The organism is Chryseobacterium lactis (assembly GCF_003815875.1).
Classification (GTDB): domain Bacteria; phylum Bacteroidota; class Bacteroidia; order Flavobacteriales; family Weeksellaceae; genus Chryseobacterium; species Chryseobacterium lactis.
Genome location: NZ_CP033924.1, coordinates 4,820,532 through 4,846,532 on the forward strand (window position 1 = coordinate 4,820,532; position 26,001 = coordinate 4,846,532).

Annotated in this window: 26 protein-coding genes; 7 read left to right on the forward strand and 19 right to left on the reverse strand. The window is 36.5% G+C overall.

Features of this window, described 5'->3' with window-relative positions:
• Nucleotides 1-2: 2 nt before the first annotated feature.
• From moaC to EG342_RS21550, 3 genes are read left to right on the forward strand one after another with little or no spacing between them, the layout of a single operon-like run.
• Nucleotides 3-479 (forward strand): cyclic pyranopterin monophosphate synthase MoaC, encoded by a 477-nt coding sequence (moaC, locus tag EG342_RS21540; RefSeq protein WP_103289773.1) that lies wholly within the window; start codon nt 3-5, stop codon nt 477-479.
• Nucleotides 460-1,062, forward strand: coding sequence for an NTP transferase domain-containing protein (locus tag EG342_RS21545; RefSeq protein WP_103289776.1), 603 nt, complete (start codon nt 460-462; stop codon nt 1,060-1,062). The genes moaC and EG342_RS21545 overlap by 20 nt, the downstream gene beginning before the upstream one ends.
• Before the next feature lie 22 nt (nt 1,063-1,084).
• Entirely contained in the window at nt 1,085-2,125 is a 1,041-nt protein-coding gene (locus tag EG342_RS21550; protein WP_103289778.1) for a HesA/MoeB/ThiF family protein, read from the forward strand.
• Between the two features lie 22 nt (nt 2,126-2,147).
• Here the strand turns inward: EG342_RS21550 and EG342_RS21555 are convergent, their stop codons facing one another.
• The 8 genes from EG342_RS21555 to EG342_RS21590 are packed head-to-tail and all read right to left on the reverse strand — an operon-like array spanning nt 2,148 to nt 8,752.
• Nucleotides 2,148-3,062 carry a bestrophin family protein gene (locus EG342_RS21555; protein ID WP_103289780.1) on the reverse strand — a complete coding sequence of 305 codons (915 nt, stop codon included), beginning with the start codon at nt 3,060-3,062 and terminating at the stop codon, nt 2,148-2,150.
• A 31-nt stretch (nt 3,063-3,093) separates the two neighbouring features.
• Nucleotides 3,094-3,579: a molybdopterin-dependent oxidoreductase gene (locus EG342_RS21560; RefSeq protein WP_103289782.1), complete on the reverse strand. Its 486-nt coding sequence runs from the start codon at nt 3,577-3,579 to the stop codon at nt 3,094-3,096.
• A 46-nt stretch (nt 3,580-3,625) separates the two neighbouring features.
• Nucleotides 3,626-6,025 (reverse strand): FdhF/YdeP family oxidoreductase, encoded by a 2,400-nt coding sequence (locus EG342_RS21565; RefSeq protein WP_103289785.1) that lies wholly within the window; start codon nt 6,023-6,025, stop codon nt 3,626-3,628.
• 29 nt (nt 6,026-6,054) lie between these two features.
• Nucleotides 6,055-6,405 carry a DUF7009 family protein gene (locus EG342_RS21570; protein ID WP_103289787.1) on the reverse strand — a complete coding sequence of 117 codons (351 nt, stop codon included), beginning with the start codon at nt 6,403-6,405 and terminating at the stop codon, nt 6,055-6,057.
• Nucleotides 6,402-7,277, reverse strand: a complete 876-nt coding sequence (fdhD, locus tag EG342_RS21575) for a formate dehydrogenase accessory sulfurtransferase FdhD (RefSeq protein WP_103289790.1) — start codon at nt 7,275-7,277, stop codon at nt 6,402-6,404. Before fdhD ends, EG342_RS21570 begins: the two co-directional genes overlap by 4 nt.
• Nucleotides 7,278-7,323: 46 nt before the next feature.
• Nucleotides 7,324-7,740 (reverse strand): molybdenum cofactor biosynthesis protein MoaE, encoded by a 417-nt coding sequence (locus tag EG342_RS21580; RefSeq protein ID WP_103289793.1) that lies wholly within the window; start codon nt 7,738-7,740, stop codon nt 7,324-7,326.
• 4 nt (nt 7,741-7,744) lie between these two features.
• Complete coding sequence (locus EG342_RS21585) at nt 7,745-7,987, reverse strand: MoaD/ThiS family protein (protein WP_103289796.1); 243 nt, start codon at nt 7,985-7,987, stop codon at nt 7,745-7,747.
• A 15-nt stretch (nt 7,988-8,002) separates the two neighbouring features.
• The gene (locus EG342_RS21590; RefSeq protein ID WP_103289799.1) at nt 8,003-8,752 is read right to left on the reverse strand and encodes a sulfite exporter TauE/SafE family protein; all 750 of its coding nucleotides are present in this window, start codon (nt 8,750-8,752) and stop codon (nt 8,003-8,005) included.
• A 294-nt stretch (nt 8,753-9,046) separates the two neighbouring features.
• Between EG342_RS21590 and EG342_RS21595 the strand changes: the two genes are divergently transcribed.
• Complete coding sequence (locus EG342_RS21595) at nt 9,047-10,183, forward strand: helix-turn-helix domain-containing protein (protein ID WP_103289802.1); 1,137 nt, start codon at nt 9,047-9,049, stop codon at nt 10,181-10,183.
• Between the two features lie 256 nt (nt 10,184-10,439).
• Nucleotides 10,440-10,979, forward strand: coding sequence for a DUF3575 domain-containing protein (locus EG342_RS21600; RefSeq protein WP_103289805.1), 540 nt, complete (start codon nt 10,440-10,442; stop codon nt 10,977-10,979).
• 135 nt (nt 10,980-11,114) lie between these two features.
• Here the strand turns inward: EG342_RS21600 and EG342_RS21605 are convergent, their stop codons facing one another.
• Nucleotides 11,115-12,317, reverse strand: a complete 1,203-nt coding sequence (locus EG342_RS21605) for a CynX/NimT family MFS transporter (RefSeq protein ID WP_103289808.1) — start codon at nt 12,315-12,317, stop codon at nt 11,115-11,117.
• A gap of 72 nt (nt 12,318-12,389) precedes the next feature.
• On the opposite strand from EG342_RS21605, the gene EG342_RS21610 reads away from it, so the two are divergent.
• Both EG342_RS21610 and EG342_RS21615 read left to right on the forward strand, forming a co-directional pair.
• A complete protein-coding gene (locus EG342_RS21610) occupies nt 12,390-13,208 on the forward strand; it encodes a helix-turn-helix domain-containing protein (protein ID WP_103289811.1) in 819 nt (272 codons plus the stop codon).
• A 129-nt stretch (nt 13,209-13,337) separates the two neighbouring features.
• Entirely contained in the window at nt 13,338-14,126 is a 789-nt protein-coding gene (locus EG342_RS21615) for a PhzF family phenazine biosynthesis protein (protein WP_103289813.1), read from the forward strand.
• A 158-nt stretch (nt 14,127-14,284) separates the two neighbouring features.
• Here EG342_RS21615 and EG342_RS21620 read toward each other — a convergent pair whose 3' ends face one another.
• The 10 genes from EG342_RS21620 to egtB form a co-directional block, all read right to left on the reverse strand.
• Nucleotides 14,285-15,649 carry a hypothetical protein gene (locus tag EG342_RS21620; RefSeq protein ID WP_103289816.1) on the reverse strand — a complete coding sequence of 455 codons (1,365 nt, stop codon included), beginning with the start codon at nt 15,647-15,649 and terminating at the stop codon, nt 14,285-14,287.
• A complete protein-coding gene (locus EG342_RS21625) occupies nt 15,646-16,533 on the reverse strand; it encodes a hypothetical protein (RefSeq protein ID WP_123868149.1) in 888 nt (295 codons plus the stop codon). Before EG342_RS21625 ends, EG342_RS21620 begins: the two co-directional genes overlap by 4 nt.
• A 62-nt stretch (nt 16,534-16,595) precedes the next feature.
• Nucleotides 16,596-17,411 (reverse strand): hypothetical protein, encoded by an 816-nt coding sequence (locus EG342_RS21630; RefSeq protein WP_123868150.1) that lies wholly within the window; start codon nt 17,409-17,411, stop codon nt 16,596-16,598.
• A 14-nt stretch (nt 17,412-17,425) separates the two neighbouring features.
• Nucleotides 17,426-17,983: a hypothetical protein gene (locus tag EG342_RS21635; RefSeq protein WP_123868151.1), complete on the reverse strand. Its 558-nt coding sequence runs from the start codon at nt 17,981-17,983 to the stop codon at nt 17,426-17,428.
• 221 nt (nt 17,984-18,204) lie between these two features.
• Nucleotides 18,205-18,693: a hypothetical protein gene (locus EG342_RS21640; RefSeq protein WP_103289827.1), complete on the reverse strand. Its 489-nt coding sequence runs from the start codon at nt 18,691-18,693 to the stop codon at nt 18,205-18,207.
• 232 nt (nt 18,694-18,925) lie between these two features.
• Nucleotides 18,926-20,767 (reverse strand): serine hydrolase, encoded by a 1,842-nt coding sequence (locus EG342_RS21645; RefSeq protein WP_103289828.1) that lies wholly within the window; start codon nt 20,765-20,767, stop codon nt 18,926-18,928.
• Between the two features lie 349 nt (nt 20,768-21,116).
• Nucleotides 21,117-22,274 (reverse strand): MalY/PatB family protein, encoded by a 1,158-nt coding sequence (locus tag EG342_RS21650; protein ID WP_103289830.1) that lies wholly within the window; start codon nt 22,272-22,274, stop codon nt 21,117-21,119.
• A 10-nt stretch (nt 22,275-22,284) separates the two neighbouring features.
• Complete coding sequence (locus EG342_RS21655; RefSeq protein WP_103289833.1) at nt 22,285-23,850, reverse strand: ABC transporter permease/substrate-binding protein; 1,566 nt, start codon at nt 23,848-23,850, stop codon at nt 22,285-22,287.
• Nucleotides 23,847-24,767, reverse strand: coding sequence for an ABC transporter ATP-binding protein (locus tag EG342_RS21660; RefSeq protein ID WP_103289836.1), 921 nt, complete (start codon nt 24,765-24,767; stop codon nt 23,847-23,849). Before EG342_RS21660 ends, EG342_RS21655 begins: the two co-directional genes overlap by 4 nt.
• 9 nt (nt 24,768-24,776) lie before the next feature.
• Nucleotides 24,777-25,967 (reverse strand): ergothioneine biosynthesis protein EgtB, encoded by a 1,191-nt coding sequence (egtB, locus tag EG342_RS21665; protein ID WP_103289838.1) that lies wholly within the window; start codon nt 25,965-25,967, stop codon nt 24,777-24,779.
• Nucleotides 25,968-26,001: the final 34 nt, after the last annotated feature.

Here is a 26,001-nt window from a genome sequence, read left to right on the forward strand (position 1 = left end):
TCATGACAAACTTTTCACATCTTAATACAAAGGGGCAGCCGGGCATGGTAAATGTTGGCAGTAAAAAAATAACGCACCGGAAAGCAGTCGCTAAAGCGGTTGTGATACTTCCCCGAAATATTCTGAAAGCGCTTCAAAAAGATGACTTTAAAACTAAAAAAGGTTCTGTTTTCCAGACTGCAATCATTGCAGGAATAATGGCCGCGAAAAAAACTGGTGACCTCATCCCACTCTGCCATCCGATAGGTATGGATAATTGTGAAATAGAGATTGAAATCAATTCTCAGGATGAGATTGAAATCTATTGTACTGCTGAAATCGAAGCAAAAACAGGTATTGAGATGGAAGCATTGACAGGCGCATCGGTTGCCGCACTTACCATTTATGATATGTGCAAAGCATTAAGCCATGATATTGTGATTAAAGAAATAAAACTAATAGAAAAATCAGGAGGTAAAAATGATTTTAAAAGAGAATGATTTCCCCACATTAAACGGACTGGTACTTGCCGGAGGAAAAAGCCAGCGTATTGGAAATCCTAAAGACAAAATCAACTGGCATGGCAAAGAACAAAAGTATTATGCCGCTGATCTTTTAGCTGCAATTTGTGATGAAGTTTTTATTTCATGCAGACAAGACCAGCTGGAAAATTTTGATACAAATTACAATTTCCTTACCGACACTTTTTTAAATATGGGTCCTTTCGGCGGAATACTTTCCGCATTACGTTCTCAAAGAGATAAAGCATGGCTGGTAGTAGCTTGTGACCTTCCCCTTCTGGACAAAAATTCATTAGAATTTCTGATACAATCCAGAAACCCGGAAAAAGCAGCGACAACCTACGAAAGTCCTTTTGACGGCTTACCCGAACCATTGATTACCATTTGGGAGCCTAAAAGCTATCCTTTACTCCTGAATTTTTTAGGATTGGGAAATACGTGCCCCAGAAAAGTTCTGATCAACAGCGATACATTAATCCTGAAGCCTGCCAACCCGGATGCTTTAATGAATGTGAATACCCCTGAAGATATGGCAAAGGCAAAGGAGATTTTAAGAAAATAGGTTTAATTGAAGATAAAAACAAATGAGTGACCCGCTTGAACGTTATCATTGCCAGATTGCTTTACCCGGATTTGGTATTTTGTCCCAGGAATTACTTAAAAATGCTAAAATTCTGATCGTAGGCATGGGAGGACTTGGCTGTCCTTCGGCTCAATATCTTGTTTCTTCAGGTGTTGGAACAATTGGTCTTGCAGATGATGATACAGTCTGCGAAAGTAATTTACACCGACAAATTCTATACACACCCGATGATATCGGAACCTGTAAAGTAGATGCCGCCGCAAAAAAGCTGCAACAACAAAATCCTTCTGTGTCCATAATTCCTTATCGTCTTAAAGTCACTTCTTCTAATGTGATGAATTTGATTTCGGAGTTTGATTTGATTATTGAAGGAACAGATAATTTTGAAACAAAATGTTTATTGAATGATGCTTGTGTATTATCTGGAAAACCTTTGGTTTATGGTGCCATTTACCAGTATGAAGGTCAGGTAAGCATTTGGAATGTCTTACAAAAAGACGGCACTTACTCTCCCAATTATCGTGATGTTTTTCCTAATGCAGAAGAGTCGCAGGTTCCCAACTGCAGAGAAGGCGGAGTACTTCCTACCCTGGCAGGAATTGTTGGCTGTATGCAGGCCGGTGAAACTATAAAATATTTTACAAATCCTGAAGATTCATTGGCAGGAAAACTCTGGATGATTAACGTTCTGAACGGCAGCGCCCAAATTATTAAATTAAGAAAAACGTCTGTCCAGATTACAGATTTGCCTCAAACTGTCCAGATCGTTACTTTTGAACAACTCATGCAGGAGAAGCATAGTTTTGAAATTATTGATGTACGCAGACCGGAGGAACATCAACATTTCAATATTGGCGGAACCAATATTCCTGTAGAAGAATTGCAGGATCATTTAGATTATATTTCCGGTTGTTCCGGACCTGTTTTATTCTATTGCCAATCCGGCAAGCGCAGTGCAGAAGCTGTAAGAAAAATAAAAAAGATTTTCCCTGAAAAAGAAGTATTTTCATTAAAAGATGGCATTCACAAAAAAACTCAATAAGCCTGCAAACCAAATCTTTTAATCAATCAATAATATTCTGAGTTATTTTTTGAGAAACAGCAATCTGTTCTCCGGCCATCTCATGAATGGTTTCATTAATCATAGTACACATACTGTTAAGAGCCAGATCATTTGCATCTGTGCCAAACGGTTCTTCAATTTCATCAGCTATCGCTTCAAATGCAACAAATGTATAAGCAACAAACACAACAATAAGCGGTGTAAACCATCCCAGCGAATCTACAAGCCCGAAAGGTAGCAGGAAACAATAAATATACACCGTCCGGTGTAGCAGAACACGGTAACTGTAGGGAATCGGGGTTGAAACGATTCTTTCGCATCCTCCCAAAATATCAGAGAGCTTATCAAAATTCTCATCAAAGCGTGCCTGTTGGATAGAATCTAAACAGCTTTCATCTTTTGCCTTCTGAACCCATTCTCCAAGTAGTCGCATAATAACTGCCGGTTTATATTTTGAAGCTGAGACTATTTTCAGCTGGTCTTCATTAAGTCTGGATTTTAAATCCTCATTGGCCTCTGTTCCTCTCAACTGATGCTTCAATGCAAAGATAAATGCGCTCAGCAGCTGAACAAAATCGTGAACTGAAACATTATTATTTATGTTTTTAAGGGTCATTGCCTGACGTGTCAATGAGCGTGCTGTATTCAACAAAGCACCCCACAGTTTTCGCCCTTCCCAGAACCGATCATAGCTTGCATTGTTCTTAAACCCCAGGAATAAGGCCAATACAAACCCGAATAATGTAAGCGGTGCCGGGTTTAAAGGAACCTTAAACGAAAAAATTATCCCACGAAAATAGGTAACTAGCAGAGAAATAATAAGAAGTAGTCCCAAACGGGGAAGTAAGGCAGGTAAAACGGAACCGTGCCACACAAAAAGCATTCTGAACCAGTTTTCCTTTTTTCGTATAATCATTATTGAATTTTAAAAATATTGTTTTTTATAATTATTTTTTAACTGCTCCGATGATAAGTTCGGTAACCTGATAGCTACTTCGGGCGGGCTTTTTTTCTCCTTCAGCAATAATTCGTAACGGACCTTTTCCATCTGGTAATGGCTTTCCATCTACAGTATCCGCCACAATCACTGTCTTATCGGCAATTGAAGGATCCAGTTCTGCTAAGGAAAACAACACCTGGTATCCATCTGCACATTTAACAAGAAGATATTTTGACATGTTTTCTCCGTGTAACTCCTTCCCTGAAGGCACTTTTGCTGCAGCAAGAATATCCAGAACAGAAACTCCGGTATAAGAATGGACTTTTCCTTCTTTATCTTTCATTGTGGCATTTTTCCGAGGCATTTTCGAAAGATCAGATAAGCTCAATTCCAAAGTTTGAGTAATTTCACCGGAAATTTTTAGTTTGAAACCAGTCTGAGCTGATGCTAAACTGCAAAAAGAAAACAGGATGAAAAAAAACAATTTCCCCATGATTTATTATTTATTATTTGAAAGTTTTAAGTAATAATACGGGCTATTATTCTGCATTGGTTCCGGTTGCTGCAATGACATGGTCTTCAATCTTTTTAAAAATTTCAGGACTATGCTTACGAATCTTTATACGGACATATTTGGAAGCCGGCATATTGGCTCCATTAACCACGTTATTGATCGATACCAAAACATTGGTCTCCGGAAAATAAGTCATGGTACTCTTCTGTGGAATGGGGTATTTTACGACAATAAAAAGAGGTGCAATTCTTTCGATACCATCATCATAATTGAAAAGATCTACGTGGTCTCCTTCTTTTAGCCCGGCTTTCTCAATATCTTTTTCATTCATCATGACAACCCTCCTTTCATTGAAAATCCCGCGATAACGGTCATTCAATCCATACACAACCGTATTGAACTGATCGTGCGTTCTGGTTGTTCCCATCAGATATTCGTCATCCGCAAGCGAATTGTCCGGTACCGCCGTTATATTGAAAGCTGCTTTTCCCGGATAAAATTCACTATTGAAAATACCATCCCTCGGTTCGTTCGGAAGATAGAAACCACCTTTCTGAACTACTCTCTTGTTATAGTTTTCAAATCCTGGAATACATTGTTCGATATCATTGCGAACGGCATCATAACTGTTGATAAACTTATCCCAATCCACGACGGAACGTTTACCCAAAACAGCTTTTGCCATTCTGCAGGCAACATGAGTTTCATTAATCAAATGATCTGAAATAGGATCAAGAACACCTCTTGACCACTCTACAACGCCCATCGAGTTTTCCGTACTCACATGCTGAAGTTCTCCGTTAATCATATCTTTTTCACTTCTGGAAATTACCGGCAAAATAAGAGCTTCTTTTCCATGGATAAGATGATTTCTGTTTAATTTTATAGAAACAATTACAGACATTTCCAGCTTTCGCATTGCTTCCGCCGTAAAGGTTGTATCTGGGGCTGCAGAAAGAAAATTACCACCCATGCAGAACATGAATTTCACCTTTTCTTCGTGCATTGCTTTTAATGCATTCACAACATCATAGCCGCCTTTTCTCGGAACTTTAAAGCCATAATATTCTTCCAATCGATCCAATTGTTCAGTCGTAGGATGATGATTGATCAGTAACGTTCTGTTTCCCTGTACATTACTATGACCACGAACAGGACAAACTCCCCCGCCCTGAATTCCCAGGCTGCCTTTCATCAATAAGAGATTCACAATATTATAAATCATTTCCACTCCATTGTGCTGCTGCGTGATTCCCATTCCCCAACAAATAATAATGCGTTTTTTTGAGGCAATCATTTGTGCGGCTTCCCTTAGATTTTCAATCGAAATTCCACATTCAGCCGATAAAAAATCAAGGTCATACAATTTTAATTCTTCAATCAATTCACTAAAGCCTGCTGTTTTATTAATGATAAAATCCTGGTCAAGAACTTTTCCCGGATTTTTGGCTTCTTCTTCCAGCACCAAAATTTGAAGCGCCTTTAAAAGTGCCATATCTCCATTAATCCTTACGGGAAGATACAGATCTGATAATTCATAAGGCTTATCCAGCAAAGCACGAACTTCCTGAGGATTTCTAAAACCCTTCAATCCAGCTTCGGGAAGCGGATTGATGGCCATAATTTTCGCTCCGTTTTTCTTTCCTTTAGTCAGTGCGGAAAGCATTCTCGGTGAGTTGGTTCCCGGGTTCTGGCCGATGATGATGATGAGGTCCGTATCGTAGAAATCTTCCAGCTTTACCGTTCCTTTTCCGATCCCTATGCTTCTTGAAAGTGCATACCCGGAAGTCTCGTGGCACATATTGGAGCAGTCCGGAAAATTATTGGTTCCGAATTCACGGGCAAATAACTGATACACCCAGGTTGCTTCATTGCTGGTTCTTCCTGAAGTATAAAATATAGCTTCATCCGGAGATTCCAAAGCATTTAATTTTTCTGAAATTTTTGAAAAGGCATCATCCCAACTGATAGGCTGATAATGTTTACCTTCTTTAGGCAAATACATAGGTTCGGCGATTCTTCCAAGCTGACTAATTTCAAAATCTGTCAGTTTTGCTAAATCATATACCGAATTTTCTTTAAAGAATTCTGCCCCGATCTTTTTTGAAGTGGCTTCCTCAGCTAAAGCTTTTGCTCCGTTTTCACAATATTCTCCTAATCGGGAACGCTCGTCATCGGGATCCGGCCATGCGCAGCTCGGACAATCGAAACCATCAAACTGATTCATGCTGAAAAGTGCCCTGCCTCCACGAAGAACGGATGCATTGAGCACCAATTGATCTAATGAATGGATAACAGCCGGGATTCCCGCAGCCCAAACTTTTGGAGGCTTGAGTTTCAAATCCAGCAATTTATAAGGAGGCTCTGCTGAAGGTAATTGGCTATCGCTTTCCTTTATTTTATTGAATACATTTTTGTTTTCCATAATTTCTAAATTTTAAAAAAAATTAAAAATTAGCATTTTAGATTCGGGTTAGGATAGTTGTCACTTTGGTCTTCCAACGTATTATCGATGCAGACAAAATCCTTTTCTACTAAAATCTTTACCAATCCGGCTTGTCCGTCAAAACCAACTCTGTCTGTGGAAATCCATTCAGACACCATGGTTTCAGGCATTTTCAAAACCATCCTGTTTTCAATAAAAGCCGCGGACAGTTCTTCTCCATCTGTGCTTTCAATAGTATAAATAAATGGACGGTCTACAAATTCTGTAAAGCTTGAGATGATTCCTTTTTGTCCCAATTCAGCCACTTCGGATTGAGTGAGACGAAATCTTATTGAGTTGTCTTTAATTCTTATTTTCATAACAAATTTTCAATTTTAAAACAGCTGCCGGAATGGTAGATATTAAAGCGGTTATCCCGGAGGAACCCTATCAGAGTAATGTCAAACTCTTTTGCCAGATCTACCGCCAGACTGGATGGCGCTCCTATCGCTGTAACGATGGTTATTCCGGCCATTGCCGCTTTCTGAATGAGCTCAAAACTGGCTCTTCCGCTTAAAACCAGAATAGTATCGTTAAGAGGAAGCAGACCTGTAAATAATGTATGCCCTATAAGTTTATCCAATGCGTTATGTCTTCCTACATCTTCACGCAAAGCAAGCAGATTACCATTTACATCAAAGATACCGGAAGCATGTATACCTCCTGTAGCGCTGAAATTATTCTGGAAAGACTTTAATTTTTCGGATAACTGATATAATGTTTCAAGAGAAATAATAATATCTTCTTTTTCCTGATGGAGAAAAGGGCTTACTGTGCGTATAGATTCTATAGAGCCTTTTCCGCATACGCCACAGCTGGAAGTAGTATAAAAGTTCCTTTCGGTTTTCATTAATTCGGGAACAAAATCTTCTATAAGCTCTACGATAACAATGTTGTCACTGTTTCTTGAACATTCTGCTTCCGGGCTGTAAACATTTTTAATCTGCTGACGGCTGGAAATAATTCCTTCCGTAAACAAAAAACCAACGGCCAGCTCCCTATCATTTCCCGGAGTCCGCATTGTTACAGATATATTTTTATGCTCTTTTTTACCCGCTACCTCATAGGAAATCCTGATTTCCAAAGGCTCTTCGACGGAAATATCATCTGTACAGGGTAAACTGTTGTTATCCTTAACTTTGACAATTTCTATCTGCTTTACCGACTTATTTGATAACAGATGGGCTTTCATAATTTAGTAACTGGTATCGTAAAGGTACAAAATTTTATTCCTTCAATTAAGGATGTGCAGAAACCCATTCTTCTCCATTCTCAAAAATTTCTTTTTTCCAGATGGGAACGGTTTGTTTAATATTCTCAATTATATGGCTGCATGCATCAAAAACTGCATTTCTGTGACCGTCACTTACTATTATTATAATGGCTGCATCTCCGGGAAACAAAATTCCGGTGCGGTGATGGACTACAATATTTTTTACCGAAAATAAAGAAATGGCTTTATCTGCTATTTTTTGTATTTCTTTACGGGCCATAGATTCATAGCACTCATATTCCAAACGAATGACCGGTTTGTTTTTGGTATGATTACGAACTGTTCCTACAAATGATGCAATTCCTCCGCATGCCGGATCGGAAGCAAGAGCAAAGCAATCTGTGATGCTCAGTATATCGTCTGTTATTTTTATATCAACCATATCTTTATCCACCACTTACAGGGGGAATTATTGCTAGTTCGTTATTGATTGTGATGATCTGATGATCTTCCGCATATTCATCATCAATGGCAATGAAATACGATTTCAGTCTTTTCAGTTCCGGAAAATCTTTTTCCAGCAGTTCTTTTAATTCACCCACATTTGTACCTTCATTTATTTCAACTTCTTTTTTTGTTGTTCCGAGAATATCTTTCGTTATTCCGAATGCTAATATTTTAATTGTCATTTTAATTTTAGCTTATTACCAATATTTTATTAAAACATTTATTCCTGCTATCAAAACCAGTATGGCAGTTACTCTTTTGATCACCAATGGATTCCAATTCAGAGACATTCTTGAACCTATTTGTCCGCCAATAAACACGGCAAAACACAGGCTTCCAATTCTCACATAATCCATATCTGCGGAAAGCTTTGATACCTGGCCGAAGATCCCTGATATTGAATTGACCAAAATAAAAACACTTGAGGTAGCTGCAATTTTTCTTGGGGTACTCCATTTCATGAGATTTAACAGAGGCGAAAGAAAAATTCCGCCGCCGATCCCTACTAATCCTGATAAAAAACCAATTCCTCCTCCTAAAAAGCCGTTTTTGATTAAAGAGCCTTCGTTATATACAGAAGTCTCTTCATTATTTTTCGCGTCTGTTTTTATCCATAATAATAAGGACGCTATGATTAATGTAATGCCTAGAATCAGAAAAAAAGTTTCCTGACTTATTTTTAAAACAGCCCCCAGATAAGCCATCGGAACACTGACGAGAGTGATGGGTAATATTTTGCTCCAGTCGGTTTGTTTGTTTTTGACATAAATATAAACCCCGCCTACAACCACAATAACATTACAGATCAATGCCGTTAACCGTATTTCCTGATAGGGAAAACTATACATTGCCAAAACAGCAAGGTAACTTGACCCGCCGCCAAACCCTACCGATGAATAAATGAAAGCAATGATTAAAAAAAACAATATGATTTCCCAGTGTTCCATCAAACAGATTATTTTAATACAATAATACTTAATTTTATCTCTATTTTCAGTACATATTCAGAAAAATACAGTTGGTTTTGTTATAAATGATTACTGTCTTAATCGGTATTTTTTTAAAACTTGTCTGGCTTATCACAACTCTGAAAAGTATAACCTGGCAGGAATCAAACAAATGAAATAATTTGAGTTAAACTCCTTTTTCAAAACCTAAAAATTCATCGGTGTTAATATCAATTCGTTTTATCAATTCGTATGAAAGGGTTATCTTTAAAGCAACTTTTATATTAAAAAAAATTGATTTATACAGCACTTTTAAGTATTGCGATTTTCCAGGGAATAATCTTAGGTTTAGTTATTTTAAAATCTTCTTTGTTCAATAGCAATTCAAATAAATATTTAGCCTGCTTGCTATTTACAATTTCAATTAAATTACTGAATCATGTTTTTGATATTGAAGGAGCATTTGTTCGCTATCCGTTGCTGCATATTGCAGACAACATCGAGTGGGTATTTCTAATACCTGCTTTCCTATTCCTGTTTATTAAAAACAGGACTGATCACGCTGGAAAAGGTAAACCAAAAAATTATCTGTTTTTCATTCCATTTGCCTATTCCGCTGTCCTTAATATTATCAACGACCTCGATCATGTTGCAGGGATTTATAGTTTTTCTGAATCAGGCATCATGATCATCCAGATACTTGGGCTGGTCCAACTTTTTTTAGCCGTTACATTCATTCCGTTCCTGCCAATTTACTCTTATTTTATGATAAGACATTTGAAAGATTCACAGGAAAAAAAATGGATACTTACCTTATTAACGATTGTTTCTTTATTGCTATTTGTTTGGCTCATTACCGCTCTAGCCGGCTTATTTTTCAACTATGATATTTCGTCTACGATGAGTGCCTTGGCTTTATTTGCAACATTCATCATTCATTGGACAGCGTATAAAGGCATTTACAAATATAAACTGGCCAAAAACAAAGATGCCGTCTACAATTTTCTAAATAATGATTCAGTTATTTCATATCCCAGTTTGCAAATTGTACAAGATAGTACACCCCAAGAGTATAAGGAATCTATTACGGCTGATAATCTTTACTTTCAAAAACTGGAACTTCTTTGCAAAGATCAGCACATTTATACCGACAGCACATTAAACAGAGAAAAAGTTGCTGAAAAACTAGGCATAAGCGCGGGATATCTTTCACAAATTGTAAACATAATAACAGGAGACAATTTTGCCCATTATATTAATCAATATCGGGTGGAAGCTGTCAAGGAAATGATATCAGATCCGGAATATGACAACTATAATTTGTTGACGATGGGATTAGAATCCGGATTTACCTCAAAAACGACTTTTTATAAGGCCTTTAAAAAAGTTACCGGTCAGACACCCAATGAATATAAAAACACCATCAAGTAAGTGCCATTTTATCCATTTTTAAGATTTTGGAACCCGTCCTAACTTTTATTTAAGCTTGCGAAAAATAAAGATTCTATCTGGCATTTTCTAAATAATGATCCCGCTATTTCGTATGCCCATCTACAAATTGTACAAAATATAATAGAATTAAAATACCCGCAAATAAGTACCATTTTATCCATTTTTAAGCTTTTGAAACCTACTCTAATTTTTATTATTTGAATTTTGCCCTGAAATAATTCAAATAACTTTTTTTATGAAAAAAAACTTTTCACTACTCATCATTTTGTTTGCTTTTTATTCTGTCAATGCTCAAAGTGAAACCGGTACAGATCCTTATCAAAAAAACAATGAAATTAAATTAAATTTAATCTCTCCATTATCCGGTGCTGTTGAAGCGGGCTTTGAACGGCATCTCAACAAACACTCATCACTGGGAATCTCTGGATTTGTTGTTTATGATCATAAAAAAGATGAGGATATGAATTACTACATCTCTCCCTATTACAGATACTATTTTGGAAAAAAATATGCTTCCGGTTTTTTTGTCGAAGGATTTGGAGCGTTCACTTCCATTGATGGAAAAAAAGTATACGCAGCAGATAACCTGACATTCACTAAAAATAAAGATGTTTATGATGTTGCACTTGGGGCTGGACTAGGCTATAAACTGGTCACAAAAAAAGGATTGGTTTTTGAAGCCAACGTAGGCTACGGAAAACTTTTGTTCAATGCAGACAAAACTGATCATAGTGTGGTTGCCAAGTATGGATTGAGTATCGGCTATCGATTTTAATATCAAATATACTTAGCAACTAAAGCGTTATAAGGCTTTTGTTTGTGGTCGATTAAAATACAAACCTGAAAAACGAATAAAATCCTGACGAGAGTTGGGATTTTTTTGTAAGCTGAAATATATTCGTTTATACAATTAATCTTCAACATATCTTCTGCTCGCTGCCCTGAAACCAAAAAGAAACATCAGAAGTATAGCTGCTACAAGGAAATAAAAAGAGCTTTGCCAACTTGAATCTAAGTCATGTAATTTACCAAAAACAGGAGGTCCCAGAGCAGCAATTAAATAGCCTACTGATTGCGCCATTCCCGATATTTTAATAGCATTGGCACTAGATTTTGTACGCAATGAAAAGAATAAAATAGAAAGACTAAAAGATAACCCATTTGAAATCCCCAATAATATTGCGGTAAAATATACTGAGTCAGATTTTAGCCAGATGAACATCAAAATGCTTATCAACATCGACACACAAACAAAAATAACCATGCCTTTCTGATCTATCATCTTATTGGCGATAATTGGTCCAAAAAATGTAATAGGAATCGATGCAATCTGAATAGTAAACAGCACCCACCCCGGTGCATTTCCAGTCATACCATAATCACCTAAAACAGCCGGCAGCCAGGAAACAATACAGTAATAAACCAGAGACTGCAATCCCATAAATAGACTAATATTCCATGCCTGAGCAGATTTAAACATATTAAAATCTGATGTACTTCTATCAGTTTTCTGTTGTTGCAATGTATTTTTATTAAAAATAAGTTCTAGCACAACCACCAACAATGCCAGTAATGCTATCACCAACCAGATTCCCAAAGAACCACGCCAACCATATCCTGTCCATTGTCCTATTCTAACGCTATAGCCAGATGCCAAAGCAGCAGCAAGGTTCATAGACACAGCAAATACGCCAGTCATCAACCCAATCTGTTTAGGAAAATTATTTTTGATATATCCCGGAATGATTACGTTACCAATAGCTATACCAAGACCTATAAAAACAGAGCCCAAAAACAATGCCGATATGGAACCCGACACACGCACAAACAATCCGAAACTAAGAATAATTAATGCATATAATAAAAATCTATTGATGCTAAACCGGCGGGAAAAACGACTAATCACTACCGAACAACCTGCAAAAATAAATAAGGGTATGGAAGTGAGCAGACTACTCTGGAAACGATTTAGATGCAAAGAATTTCTTACTTCATCTAATACCGGACCAATGGCCGTTATAGGAGACCGAAGGCTGCCGGATATCAAAATAACAACTAAAACATTCATCAACAATAAAAAAAATGAAACTCCTTTTCCTGCTGTGTACTTCATTGGAATAAATTTAAATACAAAAGTAATTAGGTAATTTTATTTATATTTACCATAATGTTAATGTAGAACGACATGAACAATGAGCAATATCCTTTTAATGTAGACAAGGTCGAAAAACCTTATTTAGTATGTTTTGAAGATAGCTGGGTTCATAATGATGAACTTCATTCCCACAATAAAGGTCAGCTGATCTATGTGGAAAGCGGCTTTCAGTATCTTACTGTTGAGGAGAAAATTTATCTTTTACCTAAAAATCATGCTGCATGGATACCTTCCAATTGTATTCACAAAACCAATTGGGGCTCGAAGAAGATTAAACTAATGATTATGTTTTTTGATCTCGAAAAAGAAGCTCCATTTTATAATGAAATCAGTGTCTTTCTTGTTCCTCCTGTTCTAAAAGAAATGATCAAATATGCTGAAAAATGGTCTAAAAAGTTACGTGAAGATCCTAACGAAACATTATTTTTAGGAACCTTACTCAATGAACTGCCACAGTTTGTCGTTCGTTCCCAGCAATTGTATATTACCCCCCCGGCAGATAAGAGACTCAGCAATGCCACTGCTTATTTACATGAGCATTATGCTGAAAACTTAGCTATGGAAGACTTAAGTCAAATTGCAGCGCTATCAATTCGTACCGTGGAGCGGATTTTCAAAAAACAAACCGGACTCACCTTAAGTAAGTATCAACAACTGCTTCGAATTCTAAAAAGCATTGAATTACTGAACGAGCAAGAACTCACTATTTCAGAAATAGCCTTTAGAGTAGGCTATAAAAGTCTTCAGGCATATACCAATAGTTTTTTCTCTGTCATGCAGTACCGTCCCTCTGAGTTTCTGAAGAAATTGGGTGGTATAGTATCTTCCCAGCCGGATTCAATCCAATAGAAAGGGGAATCATAGAATCTGAACTCAATTTTTGTGATTACCCCTATAAATCTCTCACAAGAATACAATTAACCAAAGGCCTGTTCGCAAAATAAATTATCTTTGTTAGATACCTAAATTTTCTCAATCATGAAGTTAGAATTATATCAGATAGATGCGTTTACAGAAGAGATTTTCCATGGAAATCCTGCATGTGTTGTTCCTTTAAAAAACTGGTTACCCGATGAGATCCTTTTAAAAATAGCCTGTGAGAATGCTGTAGCAGAAACTGCTTTCTTTATTGATAACGGCGATACCATTCACCTCAGATGGTTTACCCCTGAAATAGAGATGGATTTATGTGGACATGCTACCCTTGCCACAGCACATTGCTTAGTTTCCATCTTACACTATGAGAATGACAGAATCATTTTCGAAACCAAAAGCGGTGAGTTAACAGTGGATATAAAAGACGGAGTTTATGAGATGGATTTCCCGTCAAGAATGCCTGAAGCAGCTACTCTTCCGGATACCATAGCTCAATCTCTCAATATACAACCTAAGGAAGTCTTTAAATCAAGAGATTATGTTCTGGTATATGAATCTGAAGAAGACATTAAAAATATCAAAATTGAAAGATCCGTTTTTGATCTTATCAATCTGGATCCGGGAGGTGTTGTAGTGACAGCAAAAGGTACTGACAGCGATTTTGTTTCAAGATATTTTACGCCACAGTCCTCGATTCTCGAAGATCCTGTAACCGGCTCTGCGCACTGCTCGCTCATTCCTTTCTGGTCATCAAGATTAGGAAAAAACCAGCTTTTTGCCCGTCAGCTATCAGAAAGAGGCGGCCAGCTCTATTGTGAAAACAAAAACGAGAGAGTGATTGTAGCAGGTAAAGCCAGAACCTATTCTACAGGACATCTATGGATAGAATAATGGTATTTTCAAGACAAACGTGATCTTATAAAAAGTATTTGAAGATATCTTTCCGAGTCCACAAAGAACAAAACACACCAGTTTTCTGAATTGGTGTGTTTTTAACAACTAATAATCAATCAATTACATACTATTAGTTGTGATTTTTATCGTCAGAGTTAATATGATAAAAACGACATTACCGATTGATAGATTGTATTTTTTGTTTGTAGGGGTAGATGTACACTTTGATAATTTCCGCTCAGGATTTTTACAATATCTCCATTTGGTGCTATTAGTACGGATTTACCTTCGTATGAACATTTTAACAAATATCTATGGTTTTCTATGGCTCTTAATCTCACGATATCTAAATATTGCTTTCTTCCATAGAAAGAATTGTTCATAAATTCTTCGCTTGTTAACAGTAATAATTTGTTAGAGTTAAGAGATTTTTTTGCCACAAAATCAGAAAATAAAATTTCATAACAAACAAAAGGAAATGAATGTAGGCTTCTACTTATTTGTGATTCATCATCTACATTATTTTTAAGATAATTGGATTTTCCAAAAAAAGGGGTTAAAAATGGTGAAGTATATTCAGTGACCGGTACATATTTCTTTTTGGTACGAAATAAGGATTTCTCTTTGTCAACATAAGTTATACCGTTAAACTTGTTAATGCTGTCATTTAAAATTTCCGAACCCAATACAATTTTATAGTTATTAAGTGTAAGGAAATTATTTAAAAGATAGGAAGCTTCGCTATACTTGAGATCTTTGGAACTTGTAGAATAAAATAACTCGGGTGTTATAAGCGTGAGTCCTTTAGCTGCCTTTTTTACTTCAAGATATCGTAAGATTAATTTAGTTTTATCATAATTAGATAAACTCATATCTTGCTTTGAAGGGACAAAGCACACCATATTTTCTGTTTTATAAATTTTATCATTTGGTTTCAGATAGGTAAACAATGAAAGGATGGGAATCAAAAATAACAGGAATAATAATGCATAATATTTCTTTCTATTTTCAGAGGTGATTACTATGTAAATGATTAACGCAATACACAGTAACCAGGCAGTTCCGCTGTACACCCCGGTAAAAGAGTACCACTGAACTAAAAACCATTGATTTGCCAACACATTTCCAAAAGTCAACCAAGGCCATGCAATATCCCATTTTGTTAATATCCATTCACTGATCGGCCAGAAAATTATCAAGGTAACTTTATTGCTTATTTTATTTGTTTTCAAGTAAGAAATAAGGACAAAGAAAAGTGTCATTACTGTAGAGTTCGCCAAATATGTTATTATAGAATTAGTAGCATCCACTGTGAAAAGCCAAAATGTTGCAAAAACGTTTAACGCCAGAAACACAGGGAAGATATATACAAATCGATATCCGAAGCTCCTGTGCTGGATATCGTTTAAAAATGTATATAGGACAACTAAGTTAGCGATGAAAATTATTCCAATATAATTCCAGGATATAAATGCCATGCAAGCAAATAAAGTCAGTAATTTCAGGTATCTAAGGATCATTTCAGCAGATTTTGATCAAAGGTATCAGAGAAATACCCAGCTTCCCGTTCAAAAAAGTTCTGGTAATAGTATGTTGAATTTTTGAATTCCAAATTATTTAATAAAATAAATGGTACATATCTGAAATCATAATGAATGAAACTGTTTATTTTGTTTAATGTTTTACTTTTTGCATTCATATTTGCCAGTGGTTTACGTAAAAAGCTTTCTGTAACTGAGAAATCATTTGCCTGAAATATATGAATCACCTCATGCGGGATGAGCTGTACATTATCATGCTCCGAAGATTTATATACAATCACTCCCGGATAGGTCGCTGCAAGCGTGTTGTATTTCTCAAAAAGATCACTGCTGTTTGAGAAGATAACTTGTCCGTTTTGCAGAGTCCTTTTTAATTCAAATTTTGATTTAGATTGTAAAGCGACACCGAGCGTATAAATAAATGCTACCGGCATTAGTTTATATTTTACTTCTAATTTTTCTTTGGCAATCAGTTCAATTCTGCTAAATCCAAAATTAAGATGCCAGTATTCCCAGAAATTATTGTTTAAAGCTGCATTTTCTTTGATGGAAGTTCCTGCTGCATTGACCAATTTGGCAGCCCATATTAATTTCCAGTCATTTTCTTCTTCTGAAAGTCTTACCAGCCTCTTACTTTCAAAAGTTAAATAGCCACCTAGCGCACCCTGGCAAAAGCCTTTTAGTACGACCTTTCCTAATTTCTCATTTTTGTTCTTGTTAATAATTGCCCCAACGACTCCGATTATAGAGCCTATACTCACATTATAAATTAATTCTTTACCGTCTGAAGTTCTGGGCGCCTGTGCTAATGAGGTGGGAAGAGGTAGAATAAAAAGGAAAATAAATAAGTAATATTTAAGCATAATCAATAATTTAAAGGTTGCCATTTAGAATGACAACCTTCTTTTTATTATAAATTTTTAACTTAGTAATTGATTTGGTAATCAGCGCGTACCGCAGTTAATGCTCCCACTGATGTCTCATTCACAACAGAGCCTGATGAATCTATTGTATATGCCATTCTGCCAATATAAAAAGATAGAAAGGCTCCCTTAGGAAACTTCTCAAGATCTTCTTTTGTTACCGTATAGCTTCCGTTATCTTCCACCTTATCATAAACGACTTCATTGTTTGGTTTTGATTCTCTTATCACTAAATCTTCTTGTTCATAAGGGTTATATTCAACGCCCAATATCATCCCGTTTTCATTCTTAGGATCCTTATTCCATGTAATAACGGTACCGGGAACCAGTTTTCCGTTCACAAGACCGGAAACACCAACTTGCACTAATTCAGGTATATAAACGTGGATACCTGATGCACCTTCCTGCTCACCTTTAGCAGTAGTGGAGTTTGTTTCTTGTGCAAAAATTAATTTACCGTTTTTTTGACTGATACTAATTTTCTTTCCAAATAAACTAGAATTATCAACATTGCTGATCCAGGAGTTCCCAAATTCTGAATAGTTAACCTGTGAGCTATATTCTCTACCCCCAAAAGTAATACCTAGTGGTTCTGCACCCTTTGAGCGTGAGGATATACTAAACATCCTGTTTTTACTATAAAGACCTCCCAGGTTTTCAATAAGTATGTGGTTTTTAGCTTCTGAATTATAGATTTTTGATATTACATCCTGGTAAGTAGCTAATTTTTCATCTGCTTTGGTAATGTTTGTGCTTTCATTAGAGCAAGACATTGTTAATAATGCTGCAAAAAAGAGTGATGCGAATATTTTTTTCATAAGTATTTTATTTATTATTGTCTTGACATAAATGCCCATTGATTAAAATTCCATTGCCCAACATAGCCTGCATTAAAATTTTGCTCTGTTGTCCATTTTCCTCTTGCATAAACATTATCGGTCCAAAAACCGTTTCTAACTTCGTAGTAATCAATTGTTACTTTGTAATTATGTCCTCCGGGAACCTGAACTTCAATTGTAGTTTTAGAAGGATTAGCTACATCCCATACTTTGGTTTTTACTCCATTCACTCCCCAGGTATTATCATTGACATTTCTCACCGTAATAAGACAATAATACTTGTTCTGATCATAAATTGTTTGTGCAGGCCCATTACCATTACCCGATCCAATATAAGGATATGACGGACAAGGAAGATTTCTAAAAGAAGGCTTTGGTAAAGCGCTCACCGATTGTAGGGAAACAACTAATGTTTTATCGGGAATTGCCGGCTGTGGAGTTGTTGGTTTAGGAGGTAAAGGGTTTTTAGAACGCCCCGATGTCGCGATCATATAAGTTGACCCTATCATAATCATTAAAACGATTAATCTTGTTAGTTTTTTTGTATTCATGGTTAAATTTTAAAATTTTTTGCAACAACGATTCAATTTATAAATGTTGCATTTTATAAATCGCATACATATTGGAAGACCAGCCCAAAAATGGTCACACAGATTTTGTGTCCTACACCATGTATAGGATATGATTATAAAAAACAATTAAAATTTTAAGAAATGGCGGGTTAGGTGTGTTTTAATTCTAAAATTCCAAATATCCTTGTTACTACTAGATATTAATCAACATTTATATTGTAATATGGATATGTATTTGTAGAATCAAAAACAAATGGTGATTCGAATTTCACAGCATTATTTTTGTAAACTTTTACTGTGGCAGTCAGTTGACCGGCATTCGAATTCTTCTTTGTAATATTACCGTTTATTGAAATTCCGATAACATTTGAACTGGTTTTAAATGTTTTATTAGAAGGTGAACTTACGGGTAATGTAAAAATATAGCCGGTATCAGATATCTTTTGAGATGAATCTATACTTACGCCGGTTATCGTTGGAGTTACGTTGTCTTTAAATGATGTGGAGACTGATAATTTCTCTTCCCAGTTTTGGAGATCACCTGTGTATTTAATTTCAACTTTATAGACAGGATCATCAGCTTTTGTGTTAACATCTTCATCCCTTCCGGAACAGCTTGTCATAGTGAATGAAATAGCAGCCATTAGGATAATTAAAAAAGATATATAGGAAATCTTTTTTTTTCTCATTTCAGGTTATAGTTTTTGACAAAATTAATAAATTATTTGACATAATGATGATTTTTGAATAAAATTTTACATTATCCTATTTTAAATATATCAATGGTAGAAAGCATTCCAGACTAAATGCTATTATAAGCACACTACACCGCATATTTGAAACACCTTACCAACGCATCATACCATTATCAAATTGTAAATCTATTTGTGAAGAATCTCTTTTTTCAGATAACTACTACGCCTACTGTTGTAGAAGATTATTGATTCTGAGAAGCATTTCTTTGGCATTTCCACTTTCAGGATTTAATTCTAAACATTTTTCATAATCTTTCTTTGCAAGTACATATTGTTTATTATTAAAATAATACTCAGCCCTGCTGTCATATACGTTAGACGACTTTGGAAACTCCTTTACATTGAAATCAAAAACATGAAAAGCATCTGTGCTTCGGTTCTCGGCATACAATTGATATCCTAAACTATTCAGTGCATTTTCAAAGTTAATGGTTGGGTACTCCATTTTTAGTTGCTGATATAGAAGTAAGGCTTTTGCCGAATCATTATTAATAAAGGCATCATATAATTTCGTGTCTACAGTCTTAAGTTTCTCAATAGGAATGATTAGTTCTTTTACGTTTTCCTTTTCTTTAAAAATCGTCATTCCTACCAGTTCATTGTTTTTATTGAGATCAAATTGGACAAGATTCGGATAGTTATCAATCATAAACGTATTGTTACCAAGGTAATACATTTTGTTTTTTCCAATTCCTATATCCTGCTTTAGAACCGGTGAATTGATATACAGCTCATTATTTTCCTGAAATATTGTATTCATCCCTATTCGGGTATACCCCAGAAGAAATTCGTTATATACCCCAATGACTACTTTAGCCAAATTTTCAGGTACTTTTTTTACCCGCTTTGTATCTTTTGGAATGTTCCAATGAAGTATGTTGAAAACTTTGTTTTTAACGTGGCTCATCAATGGAAACCTGTTTGGCTTGTCCCCATTCGCTAAAATGACAATCCCACTGCCGTTCTTCATATTCGCCAGAACATCACCACCCACTCCTGTATTTGACCCATCATGAAAAAACCATTCCTGATTTCCCCAGCCTACACCGCGCTGCCAGCCGTACCCCCAACCTCTTGGACCCATAAGCGTTACGATATCCGTAACTTTTCTGGCAACATGAGAAGAAATAACCTTATTCCCTTTTCCCAATAATGCTTTTTGCATTTCTATAGCGATAACAGCCAAATCGGAAGGAGTTGACCATAGACCTGAAGGAGCAACCTGTGGTGTGATTGGTATTCCAGTTCTTATAATCTCTCCGTTATCATTGTGCACTTTGGCAATATTGGTAAGAAACCCCTTTTCATTAGGTTGAATCATCGTTGAATTCTTAAGCCGCAAGGGATCAAGCAGGTACTCTTTCACAATGGCTGACATCGGCTTTTGTAAATGATCCTCAAGGGCAAGCTGTACAATAACATACCCGCCACCACTGTATTCCCAGTTGGTACCCGGTTTAAACAAAAATTTAATCGGTTCTTTGGTTCTTGGTAATAATATACCATTTAAACTCTGTACAATATTCGGTATGGAATCACCCTGATAATAATCTTCAAATCCGCCCTGAGACGTTCCGGAAGTGTGAGATAAAAGATGTTTCCAGGTTACTTCAGTGTCTTTTGTAAAATCACTTTTTGGTAACTCCCATCTTTTAATATATTTCGAAATAGGCTCATCTAAGTTAATCAGCCCCTTTTCTTCCAAAATTGCACATACAATAGCAGTAATCGGTTTGGATATTGAGGCTGTAGAAAATGCCGTATTTACATCAATTTTTTCCGGAGAACCAGCCTCCTTCACTCCCCATTGGTTGGTCCAGATTACTTTGTAATTTTCAAAAACAGCCACACTAAGACCTTTGAGCTTTTTCAATCTCATTAATTTTTCTGCAGAGATTTTTAAACTATCAAATTTTGGATCAGCCCCGTCTTTAGATTTTTTTTTAGTCTGCCCATATCCTGTCATAAAAAGGCATAATAATAAAAGTGTTAGAATTTTTGATTTCATATATTTTCGAGTTTAAAAATGACACTTATAACAATTTTCGAAATGTACATTTTTCATGGATGAGTCTATTGCTCAAATCTATGTGTATTTGTCAGATTCTTTGCTAATTAATTATGTTTTTTTCTAAAATCATCCTAACAGAAACTCTGATGTTGCTGATCCGGCTGACGAAATCACATTCCATTTGAAGAATTCCTTAGCATTGCCTTTGAAATTCCAGCGGTTGTTAAGATTAAAAAAACAATCAGAATATTTCCTGTATGCTTTTTAATCTGTTATTAAAAGAATATTTTAAGTTGAAAAGCTGCTTCATACAGAAACAACAAATAAAAAGGGAAGCATTATCATTTTATTGCTTCAAAGCTTTTTTCAATCGTTCCAGCCCTTCCGTCAGAAGCTCCCTTGGGCATCCGATATTGATTCTGAGAAAACCCTCCCCGTTTTCACCATACATCATTCCCGAATTAAGCCAGACTTTCCCCTCCGTCAGAAGGATTTTCGATAATTCATCAGAAGTTTTACCTAATGCACTGCAATCCAGCCAAACCAGGTAAGTGGCTTCCAATGGGATTACTTTAATTTCCGGCAAATGTTCATTGCAAAAATTTTTCAGAAATATAAAATTCTGATACAGATATTCTTTAAGTTCATTCATCCATTCGTGTCCTTTTGTGTAGGCTGCAATCAAGGCTTCCATAGCAATGGGATTAGGATAACTGTTTTCCTGAAGTTCTAAAGTCTTACGTGTCTGTTCCAGAATATTTTTATCCCAGGAAATAAGATATGATATTGGCAAACCTGAAAAATTAAAAGTCTTACATGGAGACCCACAAGTCACCGATTCAAGTTCGTAATGTTGAGCTACCGAAACAAATGGAATATGCCGGCGATCATTAAAAATCAAATCGGAATGAATTTCGTCAGAAACTACCATCACTTTATTCCGGGAACAGATCTCGGCAATTCTTTCTAAATCTGCTCTGGTCCAGACTTTCCCAACCGGATTATGTGGATTGCACAACAATAAAAGTTTCGTTTTCGCATCAGAAGCTTTCTTTTCCAGATCCTCAAAATCGATGCTATAATTTCCATCTTTATATTTTAAATCATTGCAAACAATATGACAGCCGTAATTCTCTAAAATGGTAAAAAAGTGATTGTAAACAGGGGTTTGCAAAATGATGTTTTCATCAGGTTTCACAAACGTACGAACAATCGCTGAAAGTGACGGAAGAATTCCTGTCGCAGGCAAAAGCCATTCTTTTTCTATGGTAAAATTATGATGAGTTTCCCACCAATCCATCACCGATTGATTGAAATTTTCAGGAATTGTACCATACCCAAAAACGCCATGCGAAACTTTTTCGGAGATGGCCTGAATCACTTCTGGAGCGGTTTTAAAATCCATATCAGCTACCCACATCGGTAAGACATCTTCTTTTGCCCAATCCCATTTTACAGAGTCGGTTCCTCTTCTTTCTATGATTTCGTCGAAATTGTATTTCATGTGTAGATCATTATTTTGAATCCAGATAATTTTTCAGGTCTGAAATATTCTTAATTTTAAGTTCCTGAGCTTGTTTTCTGCGCATCATTAAAGCGTAAGCATTATTAAATCCAAGAGGTTTTAGCCATTCGATTCCATATTGTTTCCGGAACTCCTGATTCACGTAATCAAAAGTTTTTTCCGGGCTTTTAGAAACATCTTCTATTGTTTTGGCAGAAGGTTTCAACAAAACCAAGAGCCCTGTTCCTGTATATTCGGGATAAAAATCGATGGCATCATTCGTTAAAGCATCAAAGCAGATTTTCGTTCCACCCAATCCGGTCTTGGTTTGTACTTTATAATCTGTGTAGCCTTCAATGAGCATCCTGTACATTTCAGTAAGAATATACTGTTCACCAAAAATTTTAGACCCGATTTTTATGGTTTGAGAATTTCCTTTGCGTGGATTTTTATATAAATTCGTTTGTATTAAAAAATCTTTGGCAATTTTCTCAGGAGTTTGTTTGAGATAATCTGCTTTATAATTCAGATCCGTCATTATGGAATCATTAAATTTTCCTGATAAAAGATTTAGTGTTTCTTCTAATCCGGGAAACTTTTCCAAAGTTTTGGTCTTAATAATCGGAGCAGCAAAATAAGGTGGGAAAATCTTTTTATCATCCTCCAAAACATACAGATCAAAAGCTTTGATTCTTCCGTCTGTAGAATATCCGCTGATCAGATCCAGGTCTTTTTCGTATGCTGCCTTGTACATAATAGCATCGCTGACAACCATAGGATGTACATCCAGCCCATACACTGAGCGAAGTCCAAGGTCACCGTCCTGCCGTCCCATAAATTCGGGTGTAAAACCTGCTTTAAGCTTACGATCAGAAACAGAAGCCAGAAGATAAATGACTCCGGTGATGAGTAATACAACCGGAACGATATATTTTAATTTCTTCACAAACTGATAGCCTGACTTCTGTATAACTGCGATAATTTGGTCTAAAAAAATAGCCAGTAACGCAGCCGGAATCGCTCCCGCCAGAATCATATTCGTATTATTAAGGGAAATTCCGCCAAAAATAAATTCACCCAAACCGCCTGCTGCAACAAATGACGCTAATGTCGCCACCCCGACATTGATCACCGCTGCCGTTCTGATTCCCGCAATAATGACAGGCATTGCTAAAGGAAGTTCAACTTTAAAAAGCAATTGTTTACTGTTCATTCCCATTGCTTGTGCGGCTTCGATTACCATTGGATCTACTTCTGTAATTCCGGTGTAGGTATTTCTGATGATAGGTAAAAGCGCATAGATCAGCAATGCTACGATGGCCGGAGCGGCTCCGATTCCGAAAACGGGAATCATAAAACCAAGTAATGCGATACTGGGAATCGTCTGTAAAATTCCTGCCATTCCCAATACAGAACCTGATAATTTTCTTTTCCTGGCAATGAGAATTCCCAACGGTAAGCCTACAATGATGGCCAGAAACAAAGACAAAAAAGTAAGTCCCAGATGCTGAACAACCTGTCCGAGTAATTTTTCGTGCTGTTCGATGATAAATTGCCAAAAACTTTGCTCACTCATACAATCTGGAATTTTCGGTATTCATTAAAAGCTTTAACAAGACTTTCGTAATCTTCGGAAAGTGAAACATCTGCACTTAGCTGCTGCAAAGCATCCCACACACTGGTATGCTCTGAAAACTGAAGCTTTTCGTAGAAATGATGTTCATCAATCAGCGCATTCAGATCTTTCAGTGTAGCCACTTTGTATTCCAGCAAAAGCCGGTTTTCGGTAAAGAAATTTTTAACAAAATTATTTTTCGGCCAGTACAACATTTCTTTGGGAGTTCCTGTCTGAATAATCTTTCCTTTATCCATCAGACAAATTTTATGACCGAGGTCAAATGCCTCCTGAACATCGTGAGTAACCAGAACAATGGTTTTGGTTTTAAGCTCCTCCAATGATTTAAATTCGGCATGAATATTTGCTTTCGTGATATTATCCAGCGCTCCAAACGGTTCGTCCATCAATAAAATGGGTGAATCAGAAATCAAAGCTCTTGCTATGCCCACCCGTTGCTGCTGGCCGCCGCTTAATTCGTGGGGAAACCTCGAAAGTACGTCTTCTGAAAGATGAAGCTTAGGTAATAATTCACGAATTCTGTCTGCTGTCCTTTTTTTGTCCCATTTCATCAAATCAGGAATCACCGCAATATTCTGTTGAATAGTGTAATGCGGAAACAATCCGGAATGCTGCATGACAAAACCGATTCCCATCCGCACCTCTTCCACTTTTTGTGATTGAATATTTTTGCCGTTAATTAAAATATTACCGGAATCTGCTTCGATCAGGCGGTTAATCATTTTCAGTGTTGTTGTTTTTCCGCAACCGCTTGTGCCCAAAAGCACGAGGATTTCCTGATCATTAGCCTGAAAAGAAACTGTATCGACTGCCTTTTTTCCGTTAAAACTTTTTGAAACCGATTCAACTGTAATCATAGGCAAAAATTATTGAGCAAGTCTGATTCCGGTAAACTGCCACTGTAAATGGGTCTGGAAAAAATTTCGGTAGGTATTTCTGCTGTGTCCGGGAGGAGTTGCCACAGAAGCACCACGCAAAACCATTTGGTTGACCATAAATTTTCCGTTATATTCTCCTACAGCTCCCGCTTCTTTTGTAAAACCGGGATATGGAAGGTAGGCAGAATTAGTCCATTCCCAGCGTTTTCCCCAATTGAAATGTGCTGATGCCACTTCCCATTCGGCTTCAGTTGGAAGACGTTTCCCTTTCCATGAAGCAAAAGCTGAGGCTTCAAAAAAATTGATGTGGCAGACCGGTTCATCTAAGGCAATTTCCTGTAAACCATTTAAAGTATAATGCATCCATTGTTCATCAATAAAATGCCAATATAACGGAGATTTAGCATTATTTTGCTTTACCCAATCCCAGCCTTCGGCGTGCCAGTGCCGGAAATCTTCATAGCCTCCCGCTTCAATAAATTCCAAATATTCTTTATTGGTTACAAGGTGACTGCAGATTTTAAAATCATTCAGATATACTTTATGTCTTCCAAGCTCATTATCAAAACAGAAACTTTCCCCATTAAAACCAATTTCATAAATTCCTTCCGGAAAATGTATCATTTCTGAACTTTCTGCATTTTCTTTTTTTGAAATCTTTTCTTTTTTGTAAGCAGGAAATAACGGGTTGTGTCCCAAAATATATTTAATATCTGTCAGTAATAATTCCTGGTGCTGCTGTTCGTGGTTCAAGCCCAGTTCCAACAGAGATTCCAGCGATTCTGTAAGATATCCTCCCTGAAGAAATTCATCCATCTTTTGATCTACATACTCACGGTATTTAAAAACCTCTGAAACGGAAGGACGGCTTAGATTTCCCCGGTCGGTACGGATAACACGGGCTCCGATAGTTTCGTAATAACTGTTGAACACAAAATTATACTGAGGATCAAAAACTTCGTAATCCGGAAAATTAGGTTGTAGGATAAATGTTTCAAAAAACCAGGTGGTGTGCCCCAAATGCCATTTCGGCGGACTCACATCAACGATCGGCTGAACCACATAATCTTCAATTTCCAAAGGGCGACAGATTTCAACGGAATGATTGCGGATTTCCGAGTATTTTTGTTTCCAGTTTTTATGAAGAGTTGTTTCTACAAGTAATGCATCTTTTTTCATAAAAAAATCATTTTTAAATTAGATTACTATCTAC